The sequence below is a fragment of the Cernens ardua genome (assembly GCF_051251085.1).
Taxonomy (GTDB): Bacteria; Pseudomonadota; Gammaproteobacteria; order Pseudomonadales; family Halomonadaceae; genus Cernens; species Cernens ardua.
In genome coordinates, this window is the sequence record NZ_JBPCZH010000006.1 from 141,012 (window position 1) to 164,033 (window position 23,022).

A 23,022-nucleotide genomic window follows, 5' to 3' on the forward strand; every position below is an offset into this window, starting at 1 on the left:
TCCCAATCTTTTATTAAAACGTATGGAATATCAGCGTGCTTGATGATAATTACCCTCGAACATACCAATATTCAAGCATAATGTAGGACAAAATGAACGGATAAGTGAAACTCTATACACTGAACTTCTGTCTTAAAGATCATGTTTGTACAGTAAACATCGCACTTTTTTCTTATAGCCACTTTTTGTTATAAGAACTTTGTCTTATCGAAAGTCATGACCGACTTCATTTCCCGAGTGAAGGTTATAACATCCATATGGTTCAGCCATCGCACCCTATACCCCTGATTCTCGCCAGTAGCTCACCCTACCGACGTACACTGCTGGAACGTTTGAAGCTACCGTTTCAGGCCATTGCGCCTGATGTAGATGAAACCCCAACACCGGAAGAGGGGGCGCCATCGCTAGCACGCAGGCTAGCCCTGACCAAGGCAAAAGCAATCCACAAACAATATCCGAATGCCTGCGTTATCGGGTCGGATCAGGTCTGTGCACATGCCGGTCGTTTATTGGGCAAAGCAGGAAGCGCCGAGAAAGCCCATGCACAATTGGCTTCTTTCAGCGGGGATCGCGTCACCTTTTATACAGGATTAGCACTTATCGACGGTAAAAGCGGGCATATTCAAGAATCAGTGGAAAGCTACAATGTCGATTTTAGACAGCTGTCCGACAGGGAAATAAATCATTATCTTGAACGGGAACATCCTTTTGATAGCGCCGGTTCCTTTTATATGGAAGGGCTGGGTGTGGCGCTTTTCACCCGAATGGAAGGCGATGATCCAACCACGTTGATGGGGCTACCGCTCATCCGGTTATGTGAATTTCTGAGAAAAGCAGGTATAGATCCATTGATGTAACGCCAGCGACAAGGTATCAGCTGCACTAAGTTGAACGATGTTAATACGGTTGATTTGACACTTTTTTTACATTCCACAGCGTTTAATACTTCTATTAACACTTCTTGCGAACATATACGTTACGCTTTACAACGCTTCCAGGGTGATGAGCTGACTCACTGGAAAGTTTTGTGTTCACCTTCACGTGATAAAGAAGTGTTCTCACCCTGTTAATGAAATTGAGCGTAGGCCCATGAAAGTTCTGATTATTGAAGATAATATCGATATTCTTTCCAATCTGGTCGATTTCCTCGACATTCAGGGCTATATCGTTGACAACGCTACCGATGGTAACAGTGGTTACCGCCTTGCCTGTGAGCAATCATTTGATCTGATTATTCTGGATATCATGCTACCCGGTCTGGATGGCTATACCATCGCCCATAAGCTGCGTACCGAACAGCGATGCATGACCCCCATCATCATGCTGACAGCCAAGGACACATTAGAGGATCGCCTGACAGGATTTGACGCAGGGGCAGATGATTATCTGGTCAAACCATTTTCACTTTATGAGCTACGCGCACGCGTGGAAGCAGTGCTACGCCGAACACAAGGCAACGCAGCACGTTGCCTGCAAGTGGGTGATTTGACGTATGATCTGGATACACAGAAAGTGACCCGCGCCGGTGAAGCAATCCGCATCAATCAAACCACCGGCAGGATTCTGGAATTGCTGATGCGCAATAGTCCGTCTATCGTTTCTCGTCAGCGTTTGGAAGAGCACTTGTGGGGTGATGATATACCGGACAGTGACAGCTTACGTACGCATATCCACTATCTGCGGCGTGTTGTCGACAAACCTTTCGGGACACCACTGTTACACACGCTTAGAGGGATCGGATATCGACTAACGGATGCTCCCTGATGAAACAGTACCGCCAGAACCTTTCACGCCGAATAACGGTGACGTTTCTCTTCCTCAGCTTTGTGATTGCAACGGTCTTTTCCCTGGGGGTCACCTTTACCATTACCTATACCGAAAGGCATCTGGTGCTACTGGATCTTGGCCGTGATCTGACACGTATTATTCAAAGTCACCATAGCGATCATTATCCAGTGATGGATCAGGAACGATTTTTCTACCAGAGCAGTTCAGACGGCAATCAGTTGCCCAAATGGTTGAGAAAAGCACCTGAAGGTTTCTCGGAACACAAGTTTCGCCACAATTGGTACCACATTGTTCGTAGGGACGTGAACGGTAAAAGCTACATCATTATTCAGCGTCAAAACGATTTTGAACGCCGTGAACGCCGTATTCACCGGATCGTATTTGTCTGTTGGTTATTGAGTATGTTATTGGCTTTCATCAGTGCCCGACTCATGGTACGACGCGCCATTCTTCCGGTCAGGCGGCTGGCTCAGCAGGTCAATGACATTCAGGGAGGTACCGATTATCAACCATTGGCCACAAGCTATCCAAGGGATGAAGTCGGCTCTTTGGCGGGCGCATTCGATACAGCCTTTACACAGGCAAACCGGCTACTTCAACGTGAACGTGAATTTACCGGTGCTGTCAGTCATGAGCTACGAAGTCCTTTAATGGCGCAACAGGGGGCATTGGAGCTATTGGGGATGACTGCTCTCTCTTCCAGACAACAGGACCTACTGGATCGAATGGAAAGAGCCCACCAGCAAATGGGAGAGCTGGTCAGTGCTTTTCTTTTACTGGCACGTGAACGAAAGGATGAATTGAATAACGTTCCCACTGCTTATTTGAAAGACGTTATTCAACAACAGGCAGACTATTGGCAGGAAACCGCTCAGCATCGGCATATCAGGGTATTGATACGAATCGTTGATGACGATCCAACCCCCTATCCGGCACCTCTATTGCATAGCGTCGTCGGTAATTTGTTGCGTAATGCCGTCCACTATAGTCAACCCGGTGAAATCCTGTTTACGTTGGGAAACGGATATTTCCACATTACAGATCAGGCCCCCAGCATCCCCAAGGAGTCGTTGGAGCAACTGTTCACGCCTTTGGTGAGGGGAACCTCAGAAGGAGACGGACTTGGGTTGGGACTCGCCATTGTAAGGAGGATTTGCCTGTTTCTTGATTGGCAAATTCAACATGACATCATTGCCCCCAAAAACCTCGACCACCAAAGCATCAGCGGTGTAAACCGGTTCAGTATCCTATTGTACCCATCGAACGAAGAGGCTGACCAGGACTTCCGCCTGACACAGTTGTGATTTACCGTCTCTTTATTATGACGTACCAGGCATTAACGATAAAAGCCGCCACGCGTTCCCCATCTGGTACATTGGCATGACCAACCAATGCGATGAAGTGGACTCTAACCAATGTCGCACTGAAGGTAAGCACCCTATCCATTAAAGTAGATAAAGCGTCCTTCCCAGTTTTATCTTTATCAAGAGTCGTTTTCACCCATAAGCATGAGGTTTCCCATGCATCCAGACGATTTATCTGATACCCACCCTAATGCTCCTTCGAAAGCAGCAACGGCCCACGTTACGGATGGTTGCGACTGCCATGTTCATGTCATTGGCTCACCCGAAGATTATCCATTTTCTGCCGAACGCGCATATACGTCTCCACCCGCTTCCGTCGAACAATTACAGATGCATTTGGATAAAGAAGGCTTATCGCGTGTGGTACTGATTCAGCCCAGTTTTTATGGCATTGATAACCGGTGCATGATGGATGCACTCAAGGTACTGGGTAACAGCGCCAGGGGTGTCGCGGTGATTGACGATAATACCCCGAAGGCAGAACTGAATGCTCTGCATCAGGGGGGCGTCAAGGGGGTACGCATCAATCTGGCCAGCTTTGGCGAAGGTAATCCAGACATCATCAAGAAAGCGCTGGAGAAGATCGAATCACGCGTAACGCCCTTTGGCTGGCATATCCAATTATATGCGTCTGCCCATATGCTGGGCCAAACCGCCAAAATGCTTGCCTCACTCAACACACAAGTGGTGCTCGATCATTTTGCCATGGTCAAACCGGGGCAACAGGTATCTGCAGAAGACCAGGAGGCCATTTTATCGCTGATCCGCTCAGGTAAAGCCTATGTCAAACTGTCAGCCCCTTATCGTCTATCCCCCCCACCTTCATCACACCATATACCCGACTACCACGATCTGGCGTCCGCGGCGAAGGCTTTCATAAAAGCAAACCCGGAACGCATAGTATGGGGAAGTGACTGGCCACATACTGATCGGGATGCGGGTAAGGGCGCGATGGAGATCAGCCCATTTCGACAGGTCGATGATCTACACAATCTGGCGCTTCTGAAAGAGTGGGCAGGATCGGAGGAACAGGTGCATAAAATACTGGTTGAGAATCCTGCTCGCCTATACGGCTTCGCTTAACCTCAGAGCAGGTGCTCAATGCCCAATACACGGGAAAGCCAGCCCTGAAAACGGCGCCATGGGTTGCCTCGCTCAAAGGTATACTCCCTCAGTTTTTGGGTATGTGAAATGGAAAACCAACGCAAAACGCCATTAATCAAACGTAACCGGTAACTGTATTCGGGAAGCATACCGATCGCATTGATCAAACTAAGCTCTCGGTTCAGCTTTGCACTGTGAATGACAACCCCTATCTCGGAATTCCACCATACTGAGCGGGGGTCGAAATTGAAGGAAGCGATCATGATACGATCACGATCGAACACGAATGTTTTTGCATGGAGCGAGCTGGTACGCGTGCGCGATAATTTCAGGCGTGTACGCGTTCTGATACGAGCAATAAGCCGTTGTCGACTACGAACGTGGTAGCGGGTTTCAAACAGCTTTGCCCCCGCCTTTAGCAATGGACGGCGCCATCGTGCGTAGGCCCCATGAACCAGAGGAACATCCGTAGATTCAAGGGAATTTGTCATGATGGCGACTTTAACGCCCCGATTCAGAAGCGCAAATATATCGATTCCATTCAGATCATGGGGAATGAAGTACCCAGCCACAATCTGTAGACTCTCTTTTACGCTCTCCAGCTCTTTTTTAATCGCATTATTCATGCGCAGGGGATTGGGCGACTTTTCCGTAAAGGTCATGCTTTCAGGATCATCATAATGGACAACGGCCTTCGCCCATTCCAATTGTTCCAGCAGTACCTCACGAGGGTCATCCCGCAGATCTGCAAGGGCATCATCATATACCTGCCCGATTTCAGACTGCTCATGACAGCGTAGGCGCAGTTCGACATCCAACCTCTGCCATTCACCCGCTTTCGCACGAATAAAAGAAGAAAGAGGCTCCGCCAATGGATGTTTCCAATAACAGTCGAACGATGCCTGAAGATCGGAAACAGTTTCCCCCCCTACCGCCAGCGCATCCATATCGAAAAAGGAAAATGCGTCGGAGTAAAAGTAACGATCGCTTAGATTACGGCCTCCCCAGATCGCATAGGCGCCATCGGTAATCCACAGCTTGTTGTGCATCCTGCGGTTGAGTCGGCGGGCATCCAGCATCAGGCTGAAGATACGAGTGATCGCGAACCGACGCCCTGACCGAATGGGATTGAAAACCCGGATACTGATATTAGGGTGGGATTCAAGGCGTGATAGTCGCCCCTGCTGATGCCCTACGGTGAGATCATCAATCAGCAGGCGTATTTTTACACCACGTTCGGCTGCGGCAATCAAATGGCGCAGCAAACGGCGAATGCTGTGGCTGTCTTCAAGGATATAGGTCTGAATATCCAGCGTGTGCTCTGCCCGCTCCGCCAATAGCATTCTGCGCGCATACGCTTCCATGCCATGGGGTAACAACTGGAAACCACTCAGGCCCCCATGTTGTGCTGATTGCTGGCGAGCCCATTCACTCTCACTCACGACTGTTTGCTGCACTATTACCCTGCTCCATTTTGCAGCGTAGAGACCACCACCTGCTATCTTGTTTACTTACCTACCCACCTTCCAACCACCGAAGATGTAATAGTATTAATGGCCTCGGCTACATTCATCCTTGATTACGGTATTCGTCAAGACTCATAACTGAGTACATGTTTCACGCCCGGCACCACCTGCGGGGTGATATTCCACCAACGCCCCTCATCCGCTATCACTTTTATATTTTCATCCTCAATTCTTTTATCCAACATGCATGAGATGGCGCCTTCCTGTACTAAAAAGTGCCTATCAAACCATGCAGCATGACATGAGGACGAATAAATAAAAGAAGCAAGACCTAAAGATTCTTCGCCATTTGCCGATAATACCAATCAACCGTTTCATCATGGTCTAAAGGAACTGCATAAGATACCGGTTTTACTGGATCCAGCCCCTCGGTTGGAAAAATACCGCTTCACGAATGCCATTATTTCTAACGGCCAGTGCCTCCATAAGCCTTGACTCAAGCATGGCAAAAGATAGCGCATTGTGCCTGCCATTTTCTCAGCTCAAACGCACACGGAATATTTCAGCTCTCTTATGGATCAGGTCATTTCTTTTTCTCCCGTCCCATCCGTCCTTGTGTGGGCAAACAGGATACTGCCCACGCCTGTACTCTATACCACACTGGTATGGAGCGTGCTGTTGCTTTTTACGCCACAATCACAGCGTAAGGCCATGTTCCTGTTTCTATTAGGGACAGCAGTACTGATAGGCCCCCTGCTGTATAGCTGGCAGACAATCGCTGATTTATTCATGATGAACGCCAGAAGCGGTGTAACGAATCTGACCGAAAGGCTCCCCGATGGTTCGCTTGCTTCTTCATGGTATAGAACACTAATAGTACAAAGTGTGCTGTTGATGACCGTAAGAGTCTGGATGAAATATAGAACCCGATGGCCTTCCCGACAGCTTGCCAATGACAGAATGCCCTATGGAGTAGGACTGGGTTTACTCATGGCCACTGTAGCCTATGTCTTCGACCCTTTCGCAACACGTTTACCCAGAGAAGTCGTGGAAAAAGGTATTTCACTCAACGAGCTATTCCTGGCGCGACCAGATGGCTCACGTATATCGATATCGACACTGGCCTCCTTGTCCGAATATTTTTTATTCGAACCTACTTTATCTGAACGGCCAGTGTCACTTCCCGCAAAGAGAAGTGATAACAAGGAAGTAAGCCCGAATACGCGTGCTTTACCGCCGGTTGTTCAGGCAGTACACGGGCCACCTGTCACCCAGCCCCGGAATACACTAGGCGAAGTCCACGCCAAGGCACCCAATATCCATCATACGCGCAGACTCAAGGCCTCGATTGCCACGCAGGTATGGGTATTATGGCGGGCGGATAGTAGGGATTGCATAAAGCTGCTGGAGCAGATGGCGCAGCATCAGAAGCATTTTCCCGAAGCGTGGCGACATACGCGTTTGATCATCATCAATGAAGGCGATGATATCCTGACGTTGACGAGAGCCCTCGTACACGTGCAGTCACTGACGGGAGAAATCGTGTGGGATAAACGGCAGCAGCTTTTAGCCTCATTAAAACTACAGGTCCTGCCCATCACATTATTGCTGGACGCCAAGGGGCTTTTGAAGGGCATTGCACGTGTGCAGGATTACAAAATTGGACGTACGCGTTTCTGAATACGAGAAATTAGATACGGCTTCATCAAGAATCCGGGTGATACTCTGCCGTTGACAAGGTAGAATACGCGCCCTGATTTTAGTACAAGGTAGCTCTCTTCTTATGAACGACTTCATTCCCGGGCAGCGTTGGATTAGTGATGGCGAAGCCGATTTGGGGTTGGGGACCATCCTCAAGACGGATTTTCGTACCGTCATGGTACTTTTCAATGCACGTGAAGAAACCCGTACCTACAATCTTCGCGATGCTCCGTTGACGCGTGTCACCTTTTCCGAGGGAGATTACATTGAATCGGACCAAAATGACCGGTTGCGCGTTATTGATGTTGTAGAGAATAAAGGGCTACTGACCTATCACTGTGTCCCTGCCGAACATGAGGAGAACACAGAACAACAGGATGTAATCACGCTCCCAGAGTCACGCTTGAATGATGCCATGCAGTTCCACCAGGCAAGGGAGCGTTTACTTACCGGCCAGATCGACCGTAATGACTGGTTTAATTTGCGCTATCGTACCCGCCAGCATATTCAGCGGCTTGAACGTGAAGAAGCCTTCGGTTTTTCCGGGCCACGGGTAGATCTGATTGATCACCAGCTGATGATTGCCGAGGATGTGAGCAGCCGCCATACCCCCCGGGTTCTTCTGGCGGATGAAGTCGGGCTGGGGAAAACCATCGAAGCAGGCCTGATTCTACACCGCCTGTTATTGACCGAGCGAATCTGGCGCGTGCTGATCCTCGTACCCAACAGCCTGTCTCATCAGTGGCTGATCGAGTTACGTCGCCGCTTCGGGCTCCCTTTCACCCTATTGGATGAACATCAAAGCGAAGTGCTCTCACAAGAGGGTAACCCTTTTGAAACCACGCAATGGGTGATCGCCAGTCAACAATGGCTATTTGCCAACCCCAAACGTCAACGTGAAGCAGAAGCGGCTGGGTGGGATCTGGTCATCGTGGATGAAGCCCATCACTTGAATGCCAAAAATGAAGAAAGCGGCTACCACTGTGTGGAACGTCTGGCCCAAAAGGATACCGGTTTACTACTGTTGACCGCGACGCCTGAACAAATGGGTGTCGAACGCCATTTCGACCACTTGCATCTGCTGGACCCTGAACGCTACCACTCACTGGAACAGTTTCGCGCAGAAGAAGAGGGGTTTGTCGCATTGGCCGATGAACTTGATGCGCTCGAAGCTGCCATCGGGAATTCTACTACAGTTCCCGAAAACTCACTCAATGCGTTGAAACAGCGTGTATCCGATGATGTGGACGCACAATCACAATTGGCGGCATTACTGGATAAAAGCACTGAGGACAAACCTTCGGTCTTGATGCGTTTGAAACGCCTATTGATTGACCGTTTCGGCATTGGCCGGGTGATGTTCCACAATAGCCGACGCCATGTTGCCGGTTTTCCCGAACGTCAATTCACGCTGGATGCACTTGAGCCTCCGCAGGCCTATCGACGCTTGTTGAATCGTCTAAAACGAGACGACGAGTATCTGGATACACTGATGGTTGAGCACTCCCTCGCTTATCCGGATGTGCTGCTTTATCCGGAATTGGCCTACACCGCGTTGGCCTCTGACAGTGCCGAGCCCTGGTGGCGTATTGATCCACGCGTAGAGTGGCTCCGTGAGTGGATCAAGGCGCATCCGGGTGAAAAAGCGCTGGTCATTTGCCATGGTAACGAGACAGCTCGTGAACTTGCCACGGGGATACAGATCCTCAATGGTCATCAGGTTCCCGTATTCGATGAAGAAACCTCTTTGGTTGAGCGCGACCGAGCGGCAGCTGATTTTGCTGACCGGGAAGATGGCAGCCCGATTCTGGTCTGCTCTGAAATTGGTTCTGAAGGCCGAAATTTCCAGTTCTGCCACCATCTGATCATGTTCGATCTTCCTCCTAATCCTGATCTACTGGAACAACGTATCGGGCGACTTGATCGTATCGGTCAGAAGCATCCTATTGATATTCAGGTGCTGTGTTTCGAAGGGGGCGCCGATCACTCGCTGGCACGGTGGTATAACGAAGGCCTGGCAGCCTTTGGGGCTCCCACCGGGCTGGGAGGAGAATTATTCGAGCAAAGTGAAGCGGAGCTGGATGAAGCCTATCTGGATGAAGATACCCTCACCACATTGATCGAAGACACCGCTGAAAAACGCCGTACACGTTTGGAAGAACGTGCCGCAGGCCGGTATCGTTTATTATCCCAGGGCCAAACCGACCATCAGCGTCTGGACAAGCTTCGTCAAAGTATCGAAATACTGGATCAGGACACCCGATTCTCCCGCTATCTGGATCAGGCATTTGATGTCTTTGGCGTCGATAGCCAGGACTTGGGTGATGAGTTACAACACCTGACCGCAGGGCCACAGATGATGGATGGCCTACCAGACCTGCAAAAAGGTGAGGAAGGCTATACAGCGACATTGTCCCGTGAACGGGCGCTTGAGCGAGACGATGTACAGCGCTTGAGTTGGGAACATCCGCTTGTTCGTGAAATGCTCGACAGAACGGTCGAGAGCAGCATGGGCAATACCGCCGTTGCACTACTCAAGCATCCGGGTATTGCCGGTGGCCGTTTATTGACCGAGATTGTGTTCGTCACTCAAACCGTTGCCCCCAAACGTCTACAGTCCGGGCGTTTCCTTCCCCCTACTACGGTACGGCTTTTGCTGGATGATAAAGGCACTGATCTGAGTGATAAAGTTACTTTTGGTGGGCTAGCCAACAACCTGAAGAATGTGAAAAAAGCGACGGCACGTGAGCTCATTAAACAGTGTTTGCCACAGCTACGTGAACTCTTCGATCAGGCAGAAAAGGCGTCATCCCGAAAATTGCCTGCATTGATACAGGAAGGGCTGGAACGGTTGAATGGAGGGCTATTGCCGGAAATCGAGCGGATGAAAGCATTGAGGCAGCGTAATCCCGCCGTCCGTGACAATGAGATTCAGGCATTGGAAGAAGAGTACGATGCTCTTAAACGGGCTATCTCCCAGACACGCCTACGATTCGATGCAGTCCGCGTTATTGCTACAGTGGGTGTAGAGGACTAACCCATGACAGGCGCATGTCACCAGATGTGACATGTCTGTCTGTTACTCTACATGTCGCTCTTCCCTGCCGCGTGGCGACTGACATTTCAGGTAAAAGCAAAAAGGTGAAAGGCAGTAAATACAGCCTTTCACCTTTATATATTTTATATCTTTATCTTTTGTATCTTCACCTTTTGAGGGCCTCATCTCATACCATCACCCCATTTTCACTCTTTAGTAGTGGCTCGTTCATGGAACGGGGATCGCTCTGATAACGTGACCATTCATATTATGAAATACAGTGAGTCGGCGTGCATTTTTCAACAGAAGATTGGTTGTTTTTTCCACGTATTTAGGAGGATCTAAAGTGATATCCACCTTGTCCGGTTTTTTTTGTGCATTGATAGATGCCCAGATAATCACGATCGAGGCATTCATGAGAACGATGCATAAATAAAAGATAAAAAGCGATATATTGGAATCGATTGAATAAATTTCTTCCGCGGGTTCATAAAACCATGGACCCACTACCAGAAAGAGAAAACCCAGCCAACCCAGTAACAAAACGCCTGTATCAAAAATATAGGTCAGGGGGCGTTTTTCCGTGAGGATGATAGCGTCATTCATTACGAAGTTCTCCCGTCGCATTACGTAAGGCAGCATTACCTGACCCCGTATTCCCTACCCCTCTATCCAGAGTTTGCCACCTTGCCCGTCCTTTTTTTACCTTGATCATGACACGCGTGAAGCTCACCAGACTGGTGAGGAAACTGATCATCCAGAAGGCCAATGGGTACCATACAATCGCGAGCATGGAACGTACGAAATGAGACTCGTAGCGGCGGTCAATCAGAAGACTAATAGCAAACTGTAAAAGGCATGTAATACATAGCACCATCCCTGAGAAACCAGGTGGGAACGGATTTTCCACATATAGATTTCTGGGCAACTCGATATCCATGCCCACAAGCATAAGAACCAGACTTAACGCCAGAGCAAATACCCACAGGATGGAAATAATATATTCACTCAGCAACGGCCACATGGCACGATATTGCCACTTGAATACCGCCGGTATGTTTTTAAGAAATACCTCCGCTCCACCCTGCGCCCAACGTAGTCGTTGCTTCCACAACCCTTTTAATGTTTCTGGCATCAGAATCCAGCACAGGCCTCTGGGCTCATAACGGATACCCCAGCCACGCAGCTGAAGCTTCCAACTGATATCGATATCTTCCGTCATCATTTCAGGACTCCAGTAATCGACACTGGCTAGCGCACTTTTTCTGAACGCAGCCACAACACCCGACACCGTAAAAAGCCTGCCCTGAAGACTTTGCGTTCTTTTTATCAATCCAATGATCGACGAAAATTCACCTACCTGAACGCGCCCGATGATCGTGGTGCGTGTTCGTATCCGTGGATTTCCTGTCACGGCTCCCAAATTCGGGTTACTGACCAGCGGCTCACACAGATACGTTACGGCCTCGGGTTCAAGTAAAGCATCCCCATCGATACAAACGACGTAATCACCCTTCGCCGCCAGAATACCGGTATTAAGTGCTACTGCTTTGCCCTGATTGGCATCCAGCTTGATAACACGCAGCTTTTCGTATTGATGCGAAAGCTCAAGCAATACTTCAAAGGTGTTATCAGATGAGCCGTCATCAATGGCGATGATTTCGATATTGGAATAGCACTGTCGGGCGGCCGCCGAGATCGTCTCCCTTGCATTTTTTCCCTCGTTATAGCAGGGAATGAGGATCGAAATTAATGGCTCACCGGGAATTTCCGGTAATTCTCCCTCACGTTTCCATGACATGTGTCTTTCATAGCGCCACCAAAAATAAATGCCGCCTGTCATCCATATACAAGACATGAACAAGGGCCAATAAAACACAAAATTCAGAATAAATTTAAGTGTGAGATAGAGCGCCATACCGAGGGGAGCACCCACCACTACACATAAAATGACGATTGAAAAAAGTCGATCTTTCATAACAGCGGGTACCAGGCAGAGGAGAGGATGGTTCTTACTTTTCTTAAATTGGGCTGGTTATGGATAGGGTCATCCGGGTAATAACCGAAATTCTCAGCCCCATTCAACTCCAGTGTTTTCATCCATTGGATGATTTGTTTGGTCGGGATGGGTTTTCCAGTGTTCCAGTCACGTGTCTGAAGCTCGAAAATGGTTTTATCAAGCCCACGCGGATATTTGGCAACGTCGTTGACTACTCGAGCAATCCACTGGTCCGACTGGCTTTTATCGACCCCTTCCATATAGGGCATTGCCATTGGAACAACCCAGTCATAATTGTCCAAAAAGTCTTTCAGGTTTTGCCCAAACCAGGTTTCACTTTGAGGATTCAAAACAGGAAGCGCATAAATATTGCGCGCGGTGGTGACCTGGTCGCCTTCTATTTGGCGGACGTGTTGAGTAATCAGCCTGGTAAAATGGGTCAGCGCCTGCGTTTTATAGTGTGTCCATTTTTCAAACAACTCAGGGTTTGCCCGAATCGCTTGTATCGATGCGGGAAAACCTGCTTTCTCATAGGCTTTCATCGCATCAGGGCTGGCATCTTCATAATCAGACAAGAGCGCATCATCACTGAATAGCAGCCCATTGAAATGCGTATAGGTGGCCAGGTCTTCATAAAGCCCAATGATTTTGCGCCGGTTTTCGGGGTTCCATAGAGACAAACGCTGGTACTGTTTGGGGTCAATATCAACCTTGCCGGTATGCGGGTCCAACTGCGTCACCCGAGGATCACTCTTGTTGAAATCGAATGAGAGCACAGGCATCCACGCATAGACCTGAACCCGTGCCCGAGTCATCAACTGCCAGGCAATACGGTTGAACAGATCAGCACGCATGGGGAGCCAGCGATTGGGGAAATAAACCGATCGGACAACGCCGTCCCCTTTGGGATCAGCAAAAGCCTGCAAAAACACCGTGCTGACGCGCATATCGGCCAGCCGCTGTATTAACACATTGATATTGTGCTGTTCCTGCACTGGATTGGGATCGTAGACATAGTCTAAATCCACCTGAATGACTCGCTTCAACTGGCGCTGTTCGATGGTGTTGATCATCTGTGCAAAATCATTGAGCTTGGGATTGTTCCCAATCAGCAAACGCGTGGCGTTATAAGGGCTATTAATGGAAGCCAGACCATTGCCCAGGGTAAATGCAAACTGATATCCGAAGCGTTTAACAATGCTGAGTGTTTCACCGTTGGCGGCCCCATATGGCCATACCCAAACACGCGGATGCTTTCCAGTGACTTCCTCGATACGTTGCGTTTCCTTCGCAACATCCTGAGTCATGCGGTGTTCGAATTCAGCCTTGGTTTCATAACGCCTCAATTTGGTAAAGTACTGCCGACTCGTGGCAGCAGGCTCCAGATTTCCCTGTGGATTCGCCACGATACCGTCATGTGAGGCATAGGTATGTGCGCCAATTTCGACAATGCCTGATTGAGACATTTCCTTCACTTCTGACCAGGTCAATATTTCCTTGCGATTCAGAGGTACACCACTGAAATTGACTTTCTTATTGAGCGGTGTATCCAGCCAACTGCCGACTGGGGCAAGCACTGCATGCCACCCGTAGGTTTTCAGCAAGGGAAATACGCGGGTATAAAAGCTGCGATAGCCGTCATCAAAGGTTAAAAGGAAAGCCTTGGGAGGCAGCGGCTTTTCATGGCGTTGCGCACGAAGGATGTCATCAACCGTAATATTGTGAAATCCGTGTTCCCGCAACCAGGTCCACTGATCGATAAGCGCACTGGTACGTACAGAGACGAAACGTTGGTCAGCCGCACCATCTGCCACATTGTGATAATTGATAACAAGGTAACTTCCCTTCGGCCAAGGTGATTGGTCAATAGGAAGAGGACGCTGAGACGGCGGTATATACGTAGGAATTTCTGCATATACCGTATGTGCCAGAAATAGTATAAATCCGGCTAAAAGTGACCTTAATAAACAATATTTAGACATTTTCGAGATCTCAGAACCGGTAACTCATATCGAAAGAAAGCGTCAGATCTTTCTCGCGCGTGCCGTCATAGGGTTGATTGCTCCACGTCAACATGGCGCCAACATCCAGTACGTCGTTGAAAAGAAGACGCTGACCGTAACCCAACGTAGCGGCCAACCCACTTCCGTGATGTTTCTGCCAATAGGTCCCGGCACCCGCGACAAATTCCTGATGCCATTCGGTTTGATAACGGCGGTACAAAATATGATCCGCAGTCAACATGGGAATAACCGAGAGATCGCGTTTGGGACTGTAGTAATAGGTCCCTGTATGGGTATTACTGCTGAAGGATAATTGGGGAGTAAAATCAACGGTCAGGTAGGGCCTGGTATACACCCTTTGCTGTCCTGAAAGATCGTATTCCTGATGATGATTGCCATCAGAGAAATAGGCACGACTGGTACTCAGGTTCCAACTCTGCCGTTCATTACCGGTCCATTGGAGAAACAGGTTGCCCCCATTGGAGGTGATACCATGATGCAGGGCTCTTAGGGGCGTACTTGTCATCAAGTGTTCAGCATCTGCGCCCACACGCCAGTGATCACCAAACTGATGCCATCCCGTGAGCCCCCATCCCACTCGACTGTTTTTTCTATAGTGAACGTGGGTCGTCTGGGCCTGTACCCAGTTGTCCCTATTGGTGAATTCGACCCCAAACTTTTGATTGTTTTGTATTCCTTTACCTTCCTCGAATTCGCCTCTTCCAAAAGTGTAGCCAGTGAAAAGGCGCCAGTTCTCGTCGATAGGAGGCGTATAAAGAGTGGCATCCAATGAAAGGTCATGCTTACCCGCCTTGGGGCCATTTGAATTGTCACTGGAGTTCAAACCATAACCACTATCAATTTGAAGTTCCCACATATGGTGGACATCACGGATTCGATCCAGACGCTCTACCGACGAGTTTTCGGGCATTCGCGCAACGACATCATCCGTAAGCTCATCCGCCTGTTTCCACTCCTGAAGCGCCAATGCGGTATAGGCCTGCTGTATTTCAAGGCCGACATTCCTCGGTTCTAACCCTTCAATGCGCTTTAACAACAATTCAGAGCGATGCGGCCACATTCTCTCCTGATAAATGGAAGCAAGTGATATACCCAATCCCTGATTTCCCGGCGCAGTATTGAATAGGTGCTCCTGCAAATGTTGAGCTTCAGGCAGTTTATTTCTTGCATCCATATCTGACACGGTCAGTTGTTGAGCAGCCAACCAGTCATTATTGTCCTGAGGGACAGGGGTACCGGGTAAATAAAGATAATAAGGTTGACTCGCCTTGAATTTATCGACCAACTGCGTGGCTTGTTTCAAGTGCTCACTTTCTGAAAGGCTGTAATATAAATCGCTGGTGCGATCACCATCCTTGATCGGGTTTGAGGCATATGCCGATTTATAAAGCGCCTGAGCCTTAGTGGGATGATGTAAATAAAGGTATGCTGCAGCGACCCATTGCTTCGCGTAATCAGGTATCGTTTGACCATGTTCGGTCAGTTGTTGATATTCGCTCACTACCTCTTTCATTCTGACACGAGCCACCAATGCACCTAATCGGTCTATCCGTGCATCGCGGTAAACGCCCTGTGCAGTGGGATCGTTCTTCCATCGAACAAGTAACGCGTGATACACACTGAGAGCATGATCCGCTGTCTCGAAACGGGTCGTATCATTGGTTGGGGACGCTAACGATTGCCTGACCAGCTCCGCTGCCGCGGCCAATTCTCTTCTACGGATAACGGCCTCAGGCGCACCGCATTGGCGCGCAGCTTCAAGGGAAGGTTTTCCGATACGATTATTATCCAGAATCGCGCTGTAATCACAGCCAATATCGCGGTCCCCCGGTGCAATTTCATGCGCGTAACTAATGGCATCCAGAGCGGCTGCATTATGTCCGGCCTGTGTTTGTACCCATGCCAATTCACGCCAGTGCTGTGCAGAAGGAGATTTCCGAATTCTTTCTTCTGCCAATGAAACGGCCTGACCATATTGTTTGGCATCTGCCAATGTGAAAATCAGTGCACTTTCAACACTATCATTACCGGGATCTGACCGGAGAATCATCTGCCATAATCGGATTGCCGTCGGGTAATGGCCAAGGTTCCGGTAAGCACGTGCCGCAGCGATTTCACCGCGTTCAGGAATTACCACCTTTTGTGCGTACTGCTGCCATAGGACGGTGGCTTCTCTGTTGTGGTTGGCCCATAACGATATTTCCAACCAATCGGCTATTTCATTGCCTGTCAGAGCACGTTGGGTCGACACATGATCAAACCAAGAAAATATATTCGTATATTCGCCATGACGTGCCTGTTTAATAAACTTGTCGTAAACATTGTCTACCGCTAATACATTCTCGGAAATTAATAAGAGACAAGACGTTGCCGTTGCAAGAATAATTTTTTTTCGCATATGTATCACACGCTTATAATCTTTAATAGTTGCATGCTATCAGCAGTATGGATATTTATTTTTACACTGGCATTGATTATTTTATATACCTTAAAGGCGGCATTTTAATAAGTGATACTTTATAACCTGTACGCGACATAATAATATGAATGGTAAAATAAGTTATCTGGACAGTATCTTTATACATGCTATTAAGTAAATTGAATGATACGAAATGTAACCACAAAATTGATATATAGTTTCATTACTAGAAAGTAATTGATTGAAGAGCAAATGTAGAAATTCGACGATAATGCTGACAAAACATCGTATTTATCTTATCTAAAACTTATTTTCTACTTTGATATGAATATATACCCCTCACACAAAGCAATGTTATAAAATAATAGTTATACGGTACAACTAATGAACTCAACACCCCTGACAAATCATATTTAGAAATGTCCAGTTGATATAAAAAGAAATGTTTTCAATATCCTTGAAGACAAAATGCCTTTATTTTTCTAGTCCCTCCTAATTACAACTCTGTCCAATTTATTTTACTCCTACCTACTAGCATAGTCCCCATTCTATCAACCCTGATCTTCAAAGAGAGACTCGCACCGCTAGTCAAATATCACTCCACTTCTTTCCTGTTCTCTTTTCCATACCTTCTTTACCCAATGATCACACATTACTTAAAATAATTATTCATTAAGAATACGTGCGGTCATATCCGTGTGAGTTATGTAATCAGAATGTAATCACAACGTTATTCTCATGGAATGTAGGTGTGATTGTTAAATTCATTTAATTTACATTTCCTTATTCTCTACCCAATAGAGATATTCAAAGATTATAGACTTGCCATACCTCATTTTAGGTATTTTTTATTTTCCTATGTATGTGATACTACTTTAAGGTTTATTAAGTTGGATGTGAGGGAATGTTATGCACAAGGAGGTTGTGGCGGCTTCGATGCCAAACCCTATTTGGGTAGTGGCTGGAAGGCGACATATACAACTGCGGATGGAAGCCATTCTATGTGCAATGGGATACGATATTGATAATGATTTACTTATAAAACCCTCCGTATCAGAAGTACGCGAAAGTTGGCAGGAATATTCTATTGGATTGGTTATTCTGGATGTAGATACTGACAGCAGAGAAGCCTTGCTACTGATTGAGGACTTTAATCAAAATAATGTGTCATTTCCTGTCGTCATTATCACCTCTGCCATTGATGAAGATATTGCTCTAAAAGCATTACAGTTGGGTGTTGTGGGTTACCTGTCAGAGGAGCGACACGATATTGAACTTATAATGTCGTTTCGTAATGTTTTCAAAGGAGGGATATCAATTGATCCATTTGCACTGCATTATCTTTTAAAAAAATTAAATGAAATAACATTACAGGACAATGATGCGGACGAACAAAACAATCTCCAGGTAATGCCGCTTACTCGAAGAGAAAGCGAAATTCTAACGCTCGTATCCGAGGGATTAAGTAATCGTCAGATTGCAGAATTCCTGAATATATCCAAGTACACGATAGGATCTCATATCAAGCACATTTATAAAAAACTGATAGCGACTTCCAGAACACAAGCGGTCCACATTGCCCGTGAGAATGGTTGGCTTCCCTTCAGTTCATCTTATCCCAACAAAAAGAGCAAATAGAGGACACCAGGAAGATTATTAGCCCGTGCCAGCGCGAGAATGCAGCACGGATACTACGCACATCTACCACTTAGGTAGCAGGCAGTGTTACCTGCTACCTTTGGCTTTGTTCTTTTTGTAACCTGTCACAGGCCATATTCTGTAACGAGTTGAGTAAAAGCCCAATCCAGCCAAGCCAGTGGTTATCCTCACTGTTGTTTTCAGCCTCCACACGAGGAAGCACCCACCTCGGCCTTTTCTCCTTGGTCCTCTATAAGTTCAGGACATAGGGAAGACGTTATATGAATCCGCTTTAACACCTTTTTAAAGTCGCTTCATACATTCCTACGGTGAGCAACGGGTTATCGTGCGGGAAACATGGCCTGAAATGCCGATTGCAACGTTGGGTATTGGAATTGAAAGCCCTGATCCATCAAACAGGCTGGTTGCATATTAGCCCCTGTCAAAAGCATATGCGCTCGTTCACCTAACAAGAGCTTAAGCACAATAGCAGGAATACGCAGATGTGGCCGATGATTAAAGACGTGGGCAAGAGTATCGGTAAACATGGCATTGGAAACCGGCAAGGGAGCACTAAGATTGTAGATACCCTCTGCGGACGTATTTTTTATTAGCCATAGTAACGCAGCAATAACATCATTCAACGCCACCCAAGGCATATACTGACGACCATTCCCCAATTGGGATGCCAATCCCAAGCGTGCCATGGGCAACATGGGTCTAAGCATTCCACCGGAAGGGTCCAACACCAAGCCCAGACGAACAATCGCCAATCGCGTTTGAGGCGACGCCACCCTCTTTGCCGCTTCTTCCCACTGGGCACATAGGGTATGTGCAAATTCACTTGTGGGAGGGGTCGATTCCACCACCCGATTATCCCCTTGATCACCGTAATATCCCATGGCCGATCCTGAGATCATCAGCTGAGGAGGTGTCTGCATTTGAGTGCACAACGCTACCAGTGACTCAGTAGTTTTTACACGACTATCAATCAGTACCTGTTTTCGCGTATCTGTCCAGGCTTTACTGAAAATAGGCGCGCCTGCCAGGTTCACGATAACTTCGAGAGGGACATCACTGAATGCATCGACTTCAGCTTTGGCATTAACATCAATACCAATGCGCCGACTGGCATGCTGTGGATCACGCGTTAGCACATGAATATCATGATCATTCCTGTGTAGCGCGCGACACAGCGCACTGCCTACAAAACCTGTTGCTCCTGTTACCAGAATATTCACGGAAATACCTCCATGGTGGGAAACAGTTACCCGTGATCAATAAAGTCTGATGGAAACATGCTGGCACGAGACTCGGAAGATACTGACGGTCCGATCATTCATTTCCACAGGCACATTCACGAAAGCACCCTTATGTTAAGTGTCGTCCTCACACCCATTAATCGTTACAATTTCCTTATGGATTTCAATACCCTTAAAACGCACAGGAAAGATTCATGAAAAATACTCTTGTCATGTTAGCCCATGGCTCGACAGACCGCGCGTGGCAGGCACCATTTCAGATACTGGAAACCCGACTTCAGGAGCGCTTGGGGGATCACGTACGCCTTGCTTATATGGAGTTGTGCTCTCCACTGCTGGAAGAAGTGATCGAAGACGTGGCTCATCAGGCACAAAATGAACCTCATCGGGTCGATGTTCTCCCCTTGTTCTTTGCCGCCGGACGCCATTTGCGTCAGGACGTACCGGCACAGTTGGAAGCATTGAAAGCCGAGTTCCCGCACATGGCTATAGAACTCCTCCCCCCGGTTGGCCAGCATCCGGCATTCGTCGATGTCGTCACGGAGATCGTGGCAGAACGTGATGATATGTCAGCCTAGAGTGCTTTTAGCCAGGCGTCTACCGCATTCATTCTCAGGTTCTATCGAAGCATGGCCCTGAGATGCATAGCCCTGAACAGAGGAGGTTGCCCATTTGATACAAGCACGTTCGGTATAAGCAAAGCGCCCCTTATCCAGCGGGAACAAAGCCAGGAAAAATGTGCTTTCATCAGCTACGATTTCCTGAAGAACGTTCATTTGAGCAAAGAAAGGCAAATACGGGCTGTATCGGATGTGACTGCATAAACATATCGTTGATTCCGATCAGAGTTTCAGAACATCATTTTCGTACCCACACGCCATTTACTGATCCACCTGCATCGGGGAAACCACACATGGAGAAACAACGTCATCTGGTCTGGTTTCGCAATGACCTCAGAGTTGAAGACAACCGCGCGTTGAAGGCGGCGGCTGCCGAAAGTGGCAAAGACGATGGTGAGATAGTCGCAGTATTTACCCCTCCTTATGAACAATGGAGGCATTATGGGCATGGCCCAAGCAAACTTCACTTCTGGTATGCCTGTGCAGAAAAGCTCAAGACACAGTTGGAAAAACTGAATATCCCTGTGCTGGTGATCGATACAAAACGATACCGCGACATTCCTGATGCATTGCTGAAACAGGCCCAAGGTGCAGGTATCACGCATTTGTATTTCAACGATGAATATGCCGTTGATGAAAGGACGCGAGACGTACGAGTGACCAAAGCATTTAGAGACGCATCCATCACCGTCACCCGCTATACCGACATGATTCAGTTCACGCCCGGCGATTTACGCACAGGGAAAGGCGATTTTTACGGAGTATTCACTCCGTTTTCCAAAAACTGGCACCGTTCCCTCAGTAGCGAGCAACTTAGCCCTTCTTCTCCGCCTTCCAAACAATCCGCTCCCAGGGGGATTAGTAGCGATACGCTAAATGCGCCCGGAATTTCTCCACACATTGACATGAAAAAGTGGCCGGCAGGTGAAGATGCCGCACAAGAGCGACTCGCCCGCTTCATTCAAAAGCGCGTGGCCCGATATGGCGAAAATCGTGATTTCCCCCACCTCTCCGGAACAAGCGAGCTCTCTGCCTACCTTGCAGTGGGAGCCATCTCGTCGCGCCAGTGCCTGAATGCGATGATGCACCAAAACCATGGACATTTGGCCGATGGTGACAAGGGAACGGCCACGTGGGTCAACGAAATCATCTGGCGAGAGTTTTACCAGCATTTAATGGTGGGTTACCCACGCGTTTGCAAACATCAGCCTTTTCGTGAAGAAGGGAAGGATATTGCCTGGCGTAACGATGAAAATGAACTTAAGGCATGGAAAGAAGGTCGAACAGGATACCCATTGATAGACGCTGCAATGCAACAACTGGTGACTACAGGCTGGATGCATAACCGCCTGCGTATGGTTGTTGCCATGTTTTTAAGTAAACATCTGCTGATTGACTGGCGTTGGGGGGAGTCATTCTTCCTTGAACACTTGATAGACGGTGAATTGGGTGCCAATAACGGTGGGTGGCAATGGGCGTCTTCGACAGGTACGGATGCCTCACCCTATTTCCGATTATTCAATCCAACAACACAGTCACAACGCTTTGATCCACAGGGTGAATTCATTGCGACCTGGCTGAAAGGCTTTGAACAACTGGAACCCAAAAACCGACATGCACCTACAGCAGAACAGCGCAAACAATTAGGCTATCCAGCCCCCATTGTGGATCATAAAGCGGCACGTGAACGCGCCTTGAAAGTTTTTGCCGATGCCTTCAAACGTGAAAGTTGAGCCGATGCGCGACTTCCATTAGGCTAAGACACCACTGCTAGTTGAGCGCTAGGATTCAATTTTTTGGCTCAAACATTCAACTGGCTTAGTCATGCCATGGTTAGATGTGGCATACTATGCAAACGAATACGCATGCATCAGCCCCATCGATTGCACTGCAAAAGAGTGAAGGGGAAACGGGACAAGTGCTGTATGATCCGGTTGCCTGAGTAAACGTCATGTTTTGGCCTTGAACACGGACATTTGTCACAGTGGGCAAGCCTCTCGGCGTCCATGTCATCCCTTGCAAAAGGGATAATATGTTGATGATTACGTACATTTTATTTTTCGATCTGCGGAACGTTTTTTGTGACCAAGCAAGATTCCTACAGCTATGAAGAGCTGCTAAAGTGCAGCCAAGGCGAACTTTTCGGCCCAGGTAATGCACAACTCCCAGCCCCCAATATGCTTATGCTGGATCGCATCACGCATATTGGAGAAACCGGCGGCCACTATGGCAAGGGTGAGATCATCGCTGAGCTCGATATCAAGCCTGACCTATGGTTCTTTGACTGCCATTTCCCCGGTGACCCTGTCATGCCCGGTTGTCTGGGTCTGGATGCCATGTGGCAGCTGGTTGGCTTCCATCTGGCATGGCTGGGCAACCCAGGCCGTGGCCGTGCATTGGGCTGTGGAGAAGTCAAATTCTCTGATCAGGTTATGCCGAGTGCCCACGTCGTCACTTATCATATTCATATTAAACGTGTGATTACGCGTCGGTTGATTCTTGGAATTGCCGATGGCGAACTTCTCGTGGATGGAGAGCGCATTTATCAGGCCAACGATCTTCGCGTGGGCCTGTTCGGCTCCTCCGCGAGCGTCTAATTG

Annotated in this window: 16 protein-coding genes; 10 read left to right on the forward strand and 6 right to left on the reverse strand. The window is 48.1% G+C overall.

Annotation, left to right across the window (positions count from 1 at the left end):
• The first annotated feature begins 257 nt into the window (after positions 1 to 257).
• The 4 genes from LMG33818_RS11145 (at position 258) to LMG33818_RS11160 (ending at position 4,235) form a co-directional block, all read left to right on the forward strand.
• Entirely contained in the window at positions 258 to 857 is a 600-nt protein-coding gene (locus LMG33818_RS11145; protein ID WP_442323467.1) for a Maf family protein, read from the forward strand.
• 232 nt (positions 858 to 1,089) lie between these two features.
• Positions 1,090 to 1,764: a response regulator transcription factor gene (locus tag LMG33818_RS11150; RefSeq protein ID WP_442323468.1), complete on the forward strand. Its 675-nt coding sequence runs from the start codon at positions 1,090 to 1,092 to the stop codon at positions 1,762 to 1,764.
• Positions 1,764 to 3,092 carry a sensor histidine kinase gene (locus LMG33818_RS11155; protein ID WP_442323469.1) on the forward strand — a complete coding sequence of 443 codons (1,329 nt, stop codon included), beginning with the start codon at positions 1,764 to 1,766 and terminating at the stop codon, positions 3,090 to 3,092. The genes LMG33818_RS11150 and LMG33818_RS11155 overlap by 1 nt, the downstream gene beginning before the upstream one ends.
• Positions 3,093 to 3,308: 216 nt before the next feature.
• Positions 3,309 to 4,235 (forward strand): amidohydrolase family protein, encoded by a 927-nt coding sequence (locus LMG33818_RS11160; protein ID WP_442323470.1) that lies wholly within the window; start codon positions 3,309 to 3,311, stop codon positions 4,233 to 4,235.
• Positions 4,236 to 4,237: 2 nt separating this feature from the next.
• On the opposite strand, the gene LMG33818_RS11165 is transcribed toward LMG33818_RS11160, so the two are convergent.
• Positions 4,238 to 5,713 carry a phospholipase D family protein gene (locus LMG33818_RS11165; RefSeq protein WP_442323471.1) on the reverse strand — a complete coding sequence of 492 codons (1,476 nt, stop codon included), beginning with the start codon at positions 5,711 to 5,713 and terminating at the stop codon, positions 4,238 to 4,240.
• Between the two features lie 531 nt (positions 5,714 to 6,244).
• On the opposite strand from LMG33818_RS11165, the gene LMG33818_RS11170 reads away from it, so the two are divergent.
• Both LMG33818_RS11170 and rapA read left to right on the forward strand, forming a co-directional pair.
• Positions 6,245 to 7,402, forward strand: a complete 1,158-nt coding sequence (locus LMG33818_RS11170) for a hypothetical protein (protein WP_442323472.1) — start codon at positions 6,245 to 6,247, stop codon at positions 7,400 to 7,402.
• A 103-nt stretch (positions 7,403 to 7,505) separates the two neighbouring features.
• On the forward strand, positions 7,506 to 10,460 hold the full coding sequence (gene rapA, locus LMG33818_RS11175) for an RNA polymerase-associated protein RapA (RefSeq protein ID WP_442323473.1): 2,955 nt from the start codon (positions 7,506 to 7,508) through the stop codon (positions 10,458 to 10,460).
• A gap of 228 nt (positions 10,461 to 10,688) precedes the next feature.
• Here rapA and LMG33818_RS11180 read toward each other — a convergent pair whose 3' ends face one another.
• Genes LMG33818_RS11180 through pgaA form a run of 4 tightly spaced genes read right to left on the reverse strand, consistent with a single transcriptional unit; the run spans position 10,689 to position 16,881 of the window.
• Entirely contained in the window at positions 10,689 to 11,066 is a 378-nt protein-coding gene (locus tag LMG33818_RS11180) for a PgaD family protein (protein ID WP_442323474.1), read from the reverse strand.
• Positions 11,059 to 12,438: a poly-beta-1,6-N-acetyl-D-glucosamine synthase gene (gene pgaC, locus LMG33818_RS11185; RefSeq protein WP_442323475.1), complete on the reverse strand. Its 1,380-nt coding sequence runs from the start codon at positions 12,436 to 12,438 to the stop codon at positions 11,059 to 11,061. The genes LMG33818_RS11180 and pgaC overlap by 8 nt, the downstream gene beginning before the upstream one ends.
• A complete protein-coding gene (gene pgaB, locus LMG33818_RS11190; RefSeq protein ID WP_442323476.1) occupies positions 12,435 to 14,441 on the reverse strand; it encodes a poly-beta-1,6-N-acetyl-D-glucosamine N-deacetylase PgaB in 2,007 nt (668 codons plus the stop codon). Before pgaB ends, pgaC begins: the two co-directional genes overlap by 4 nt.
• Positions 14,442 to 14,451: 10 nt before the next feature.
• Positions 14,452 to 16,881, reverse strand: a complete 2,430-nt coding sequence (gene pgaA / locus LMG33818_RS11195) for a poly-beta-1,6 N-acetyl-D-glucosamine export porin PgaA (protein ID WP_442323477.1) — start codon at positions 16,879 to 16,881, stop codon at positions 14,452 to 14,454.
• Positions 16,882 to 17,811: 930 nt separating this feature from the next.
• Between pgaA and LMG33818_RS11200 the strand changes: the two genes are divergently transcribed.
• The gene (locus LMG33818_RS11200) at positions 17,812 to 18,540 is read left to right on the forward strand and encodes a helix-turn-helix transcriptional regulator (protein WP_442323478.1); all 729 of its coding nucleotides are present in this window, start codon (positions 17,812 to 17,814) and stop codon (positions 18,538 to 18,540) included.
• A 341-nt stretch (positions 18,541 to 18,881) separates the two neighbouring features.
• Here the strand turns inward: LMG33818_RS11200 and LMG33818_RS11205 are convergent, their stop codons facing one another.
• Complete coding sequence (locus LMG33818_RS11205; RefSeq protein ID WP_442323479.1) at positions 18,882 to 19,781, reverse strand: TIGR01777 family oxidoreductase; 900 nt, start codon at positions 19,779 to 19,781, stop codon at positions 18,882 to 18,884.
• Between the two features lie 215 nt (positions 19,782 to 19,996).
• On the opposite strand from LMG33818_RS11205, the gene LMG33818_RS11210 reads away from it, so the two are divergent.
• The 3 genes from LMG33818_RS11210 (at position 19,997) to fabA (ending at position 23,019) form a co-directional block, all read left to right on the forward strand.
• Positions 19,997 to 20,380 (forward strand): sirohydrochlorin chelatase, encoded by a 384-nt coding sequence (locus LMG33818_RS11210; protein ID WP_442323480.1) that lies wholly within the window; start codon positions 19,997 to 19,999, stop codon positions 20,378 to 20,380.
• Positions 20,381 to 20,715: 335 nt separating this feature from the next.
• Positions 20,716 to 22,155: a deoxyribodipyrimidine photo-lyase gene (gene phrB, locus LMG33818_RS11215; RefSeq protein ID WP_442323481.1), complete on the forward strand. Its 1,440-nt coding sequence runs from the start codon at positions 20,716 to 20,718 to the stop codon at positions 22,153 to 22,155.
• A 348-nt stretch (positions 22,156 to 22,503) separates the two neighbouring features.
• Positions 22,504 to 23,019 carry a 3-hydroxyacyl-[acyl-carrier-protein] dehydratase FabA gene (gene fabA, locus LMG33818_RS11220; protein WP_442323482.1) on the forward strand — a complete coding sequence of 172 codons (516 nt, stop codon included), beginning with the start codon at positions 22,504 to 22,506 and terminating at the stop codon, positions 23,017 to 23,019.
• Positions 23,020 to 23,022: the final 3 nt, after the last annotated feature.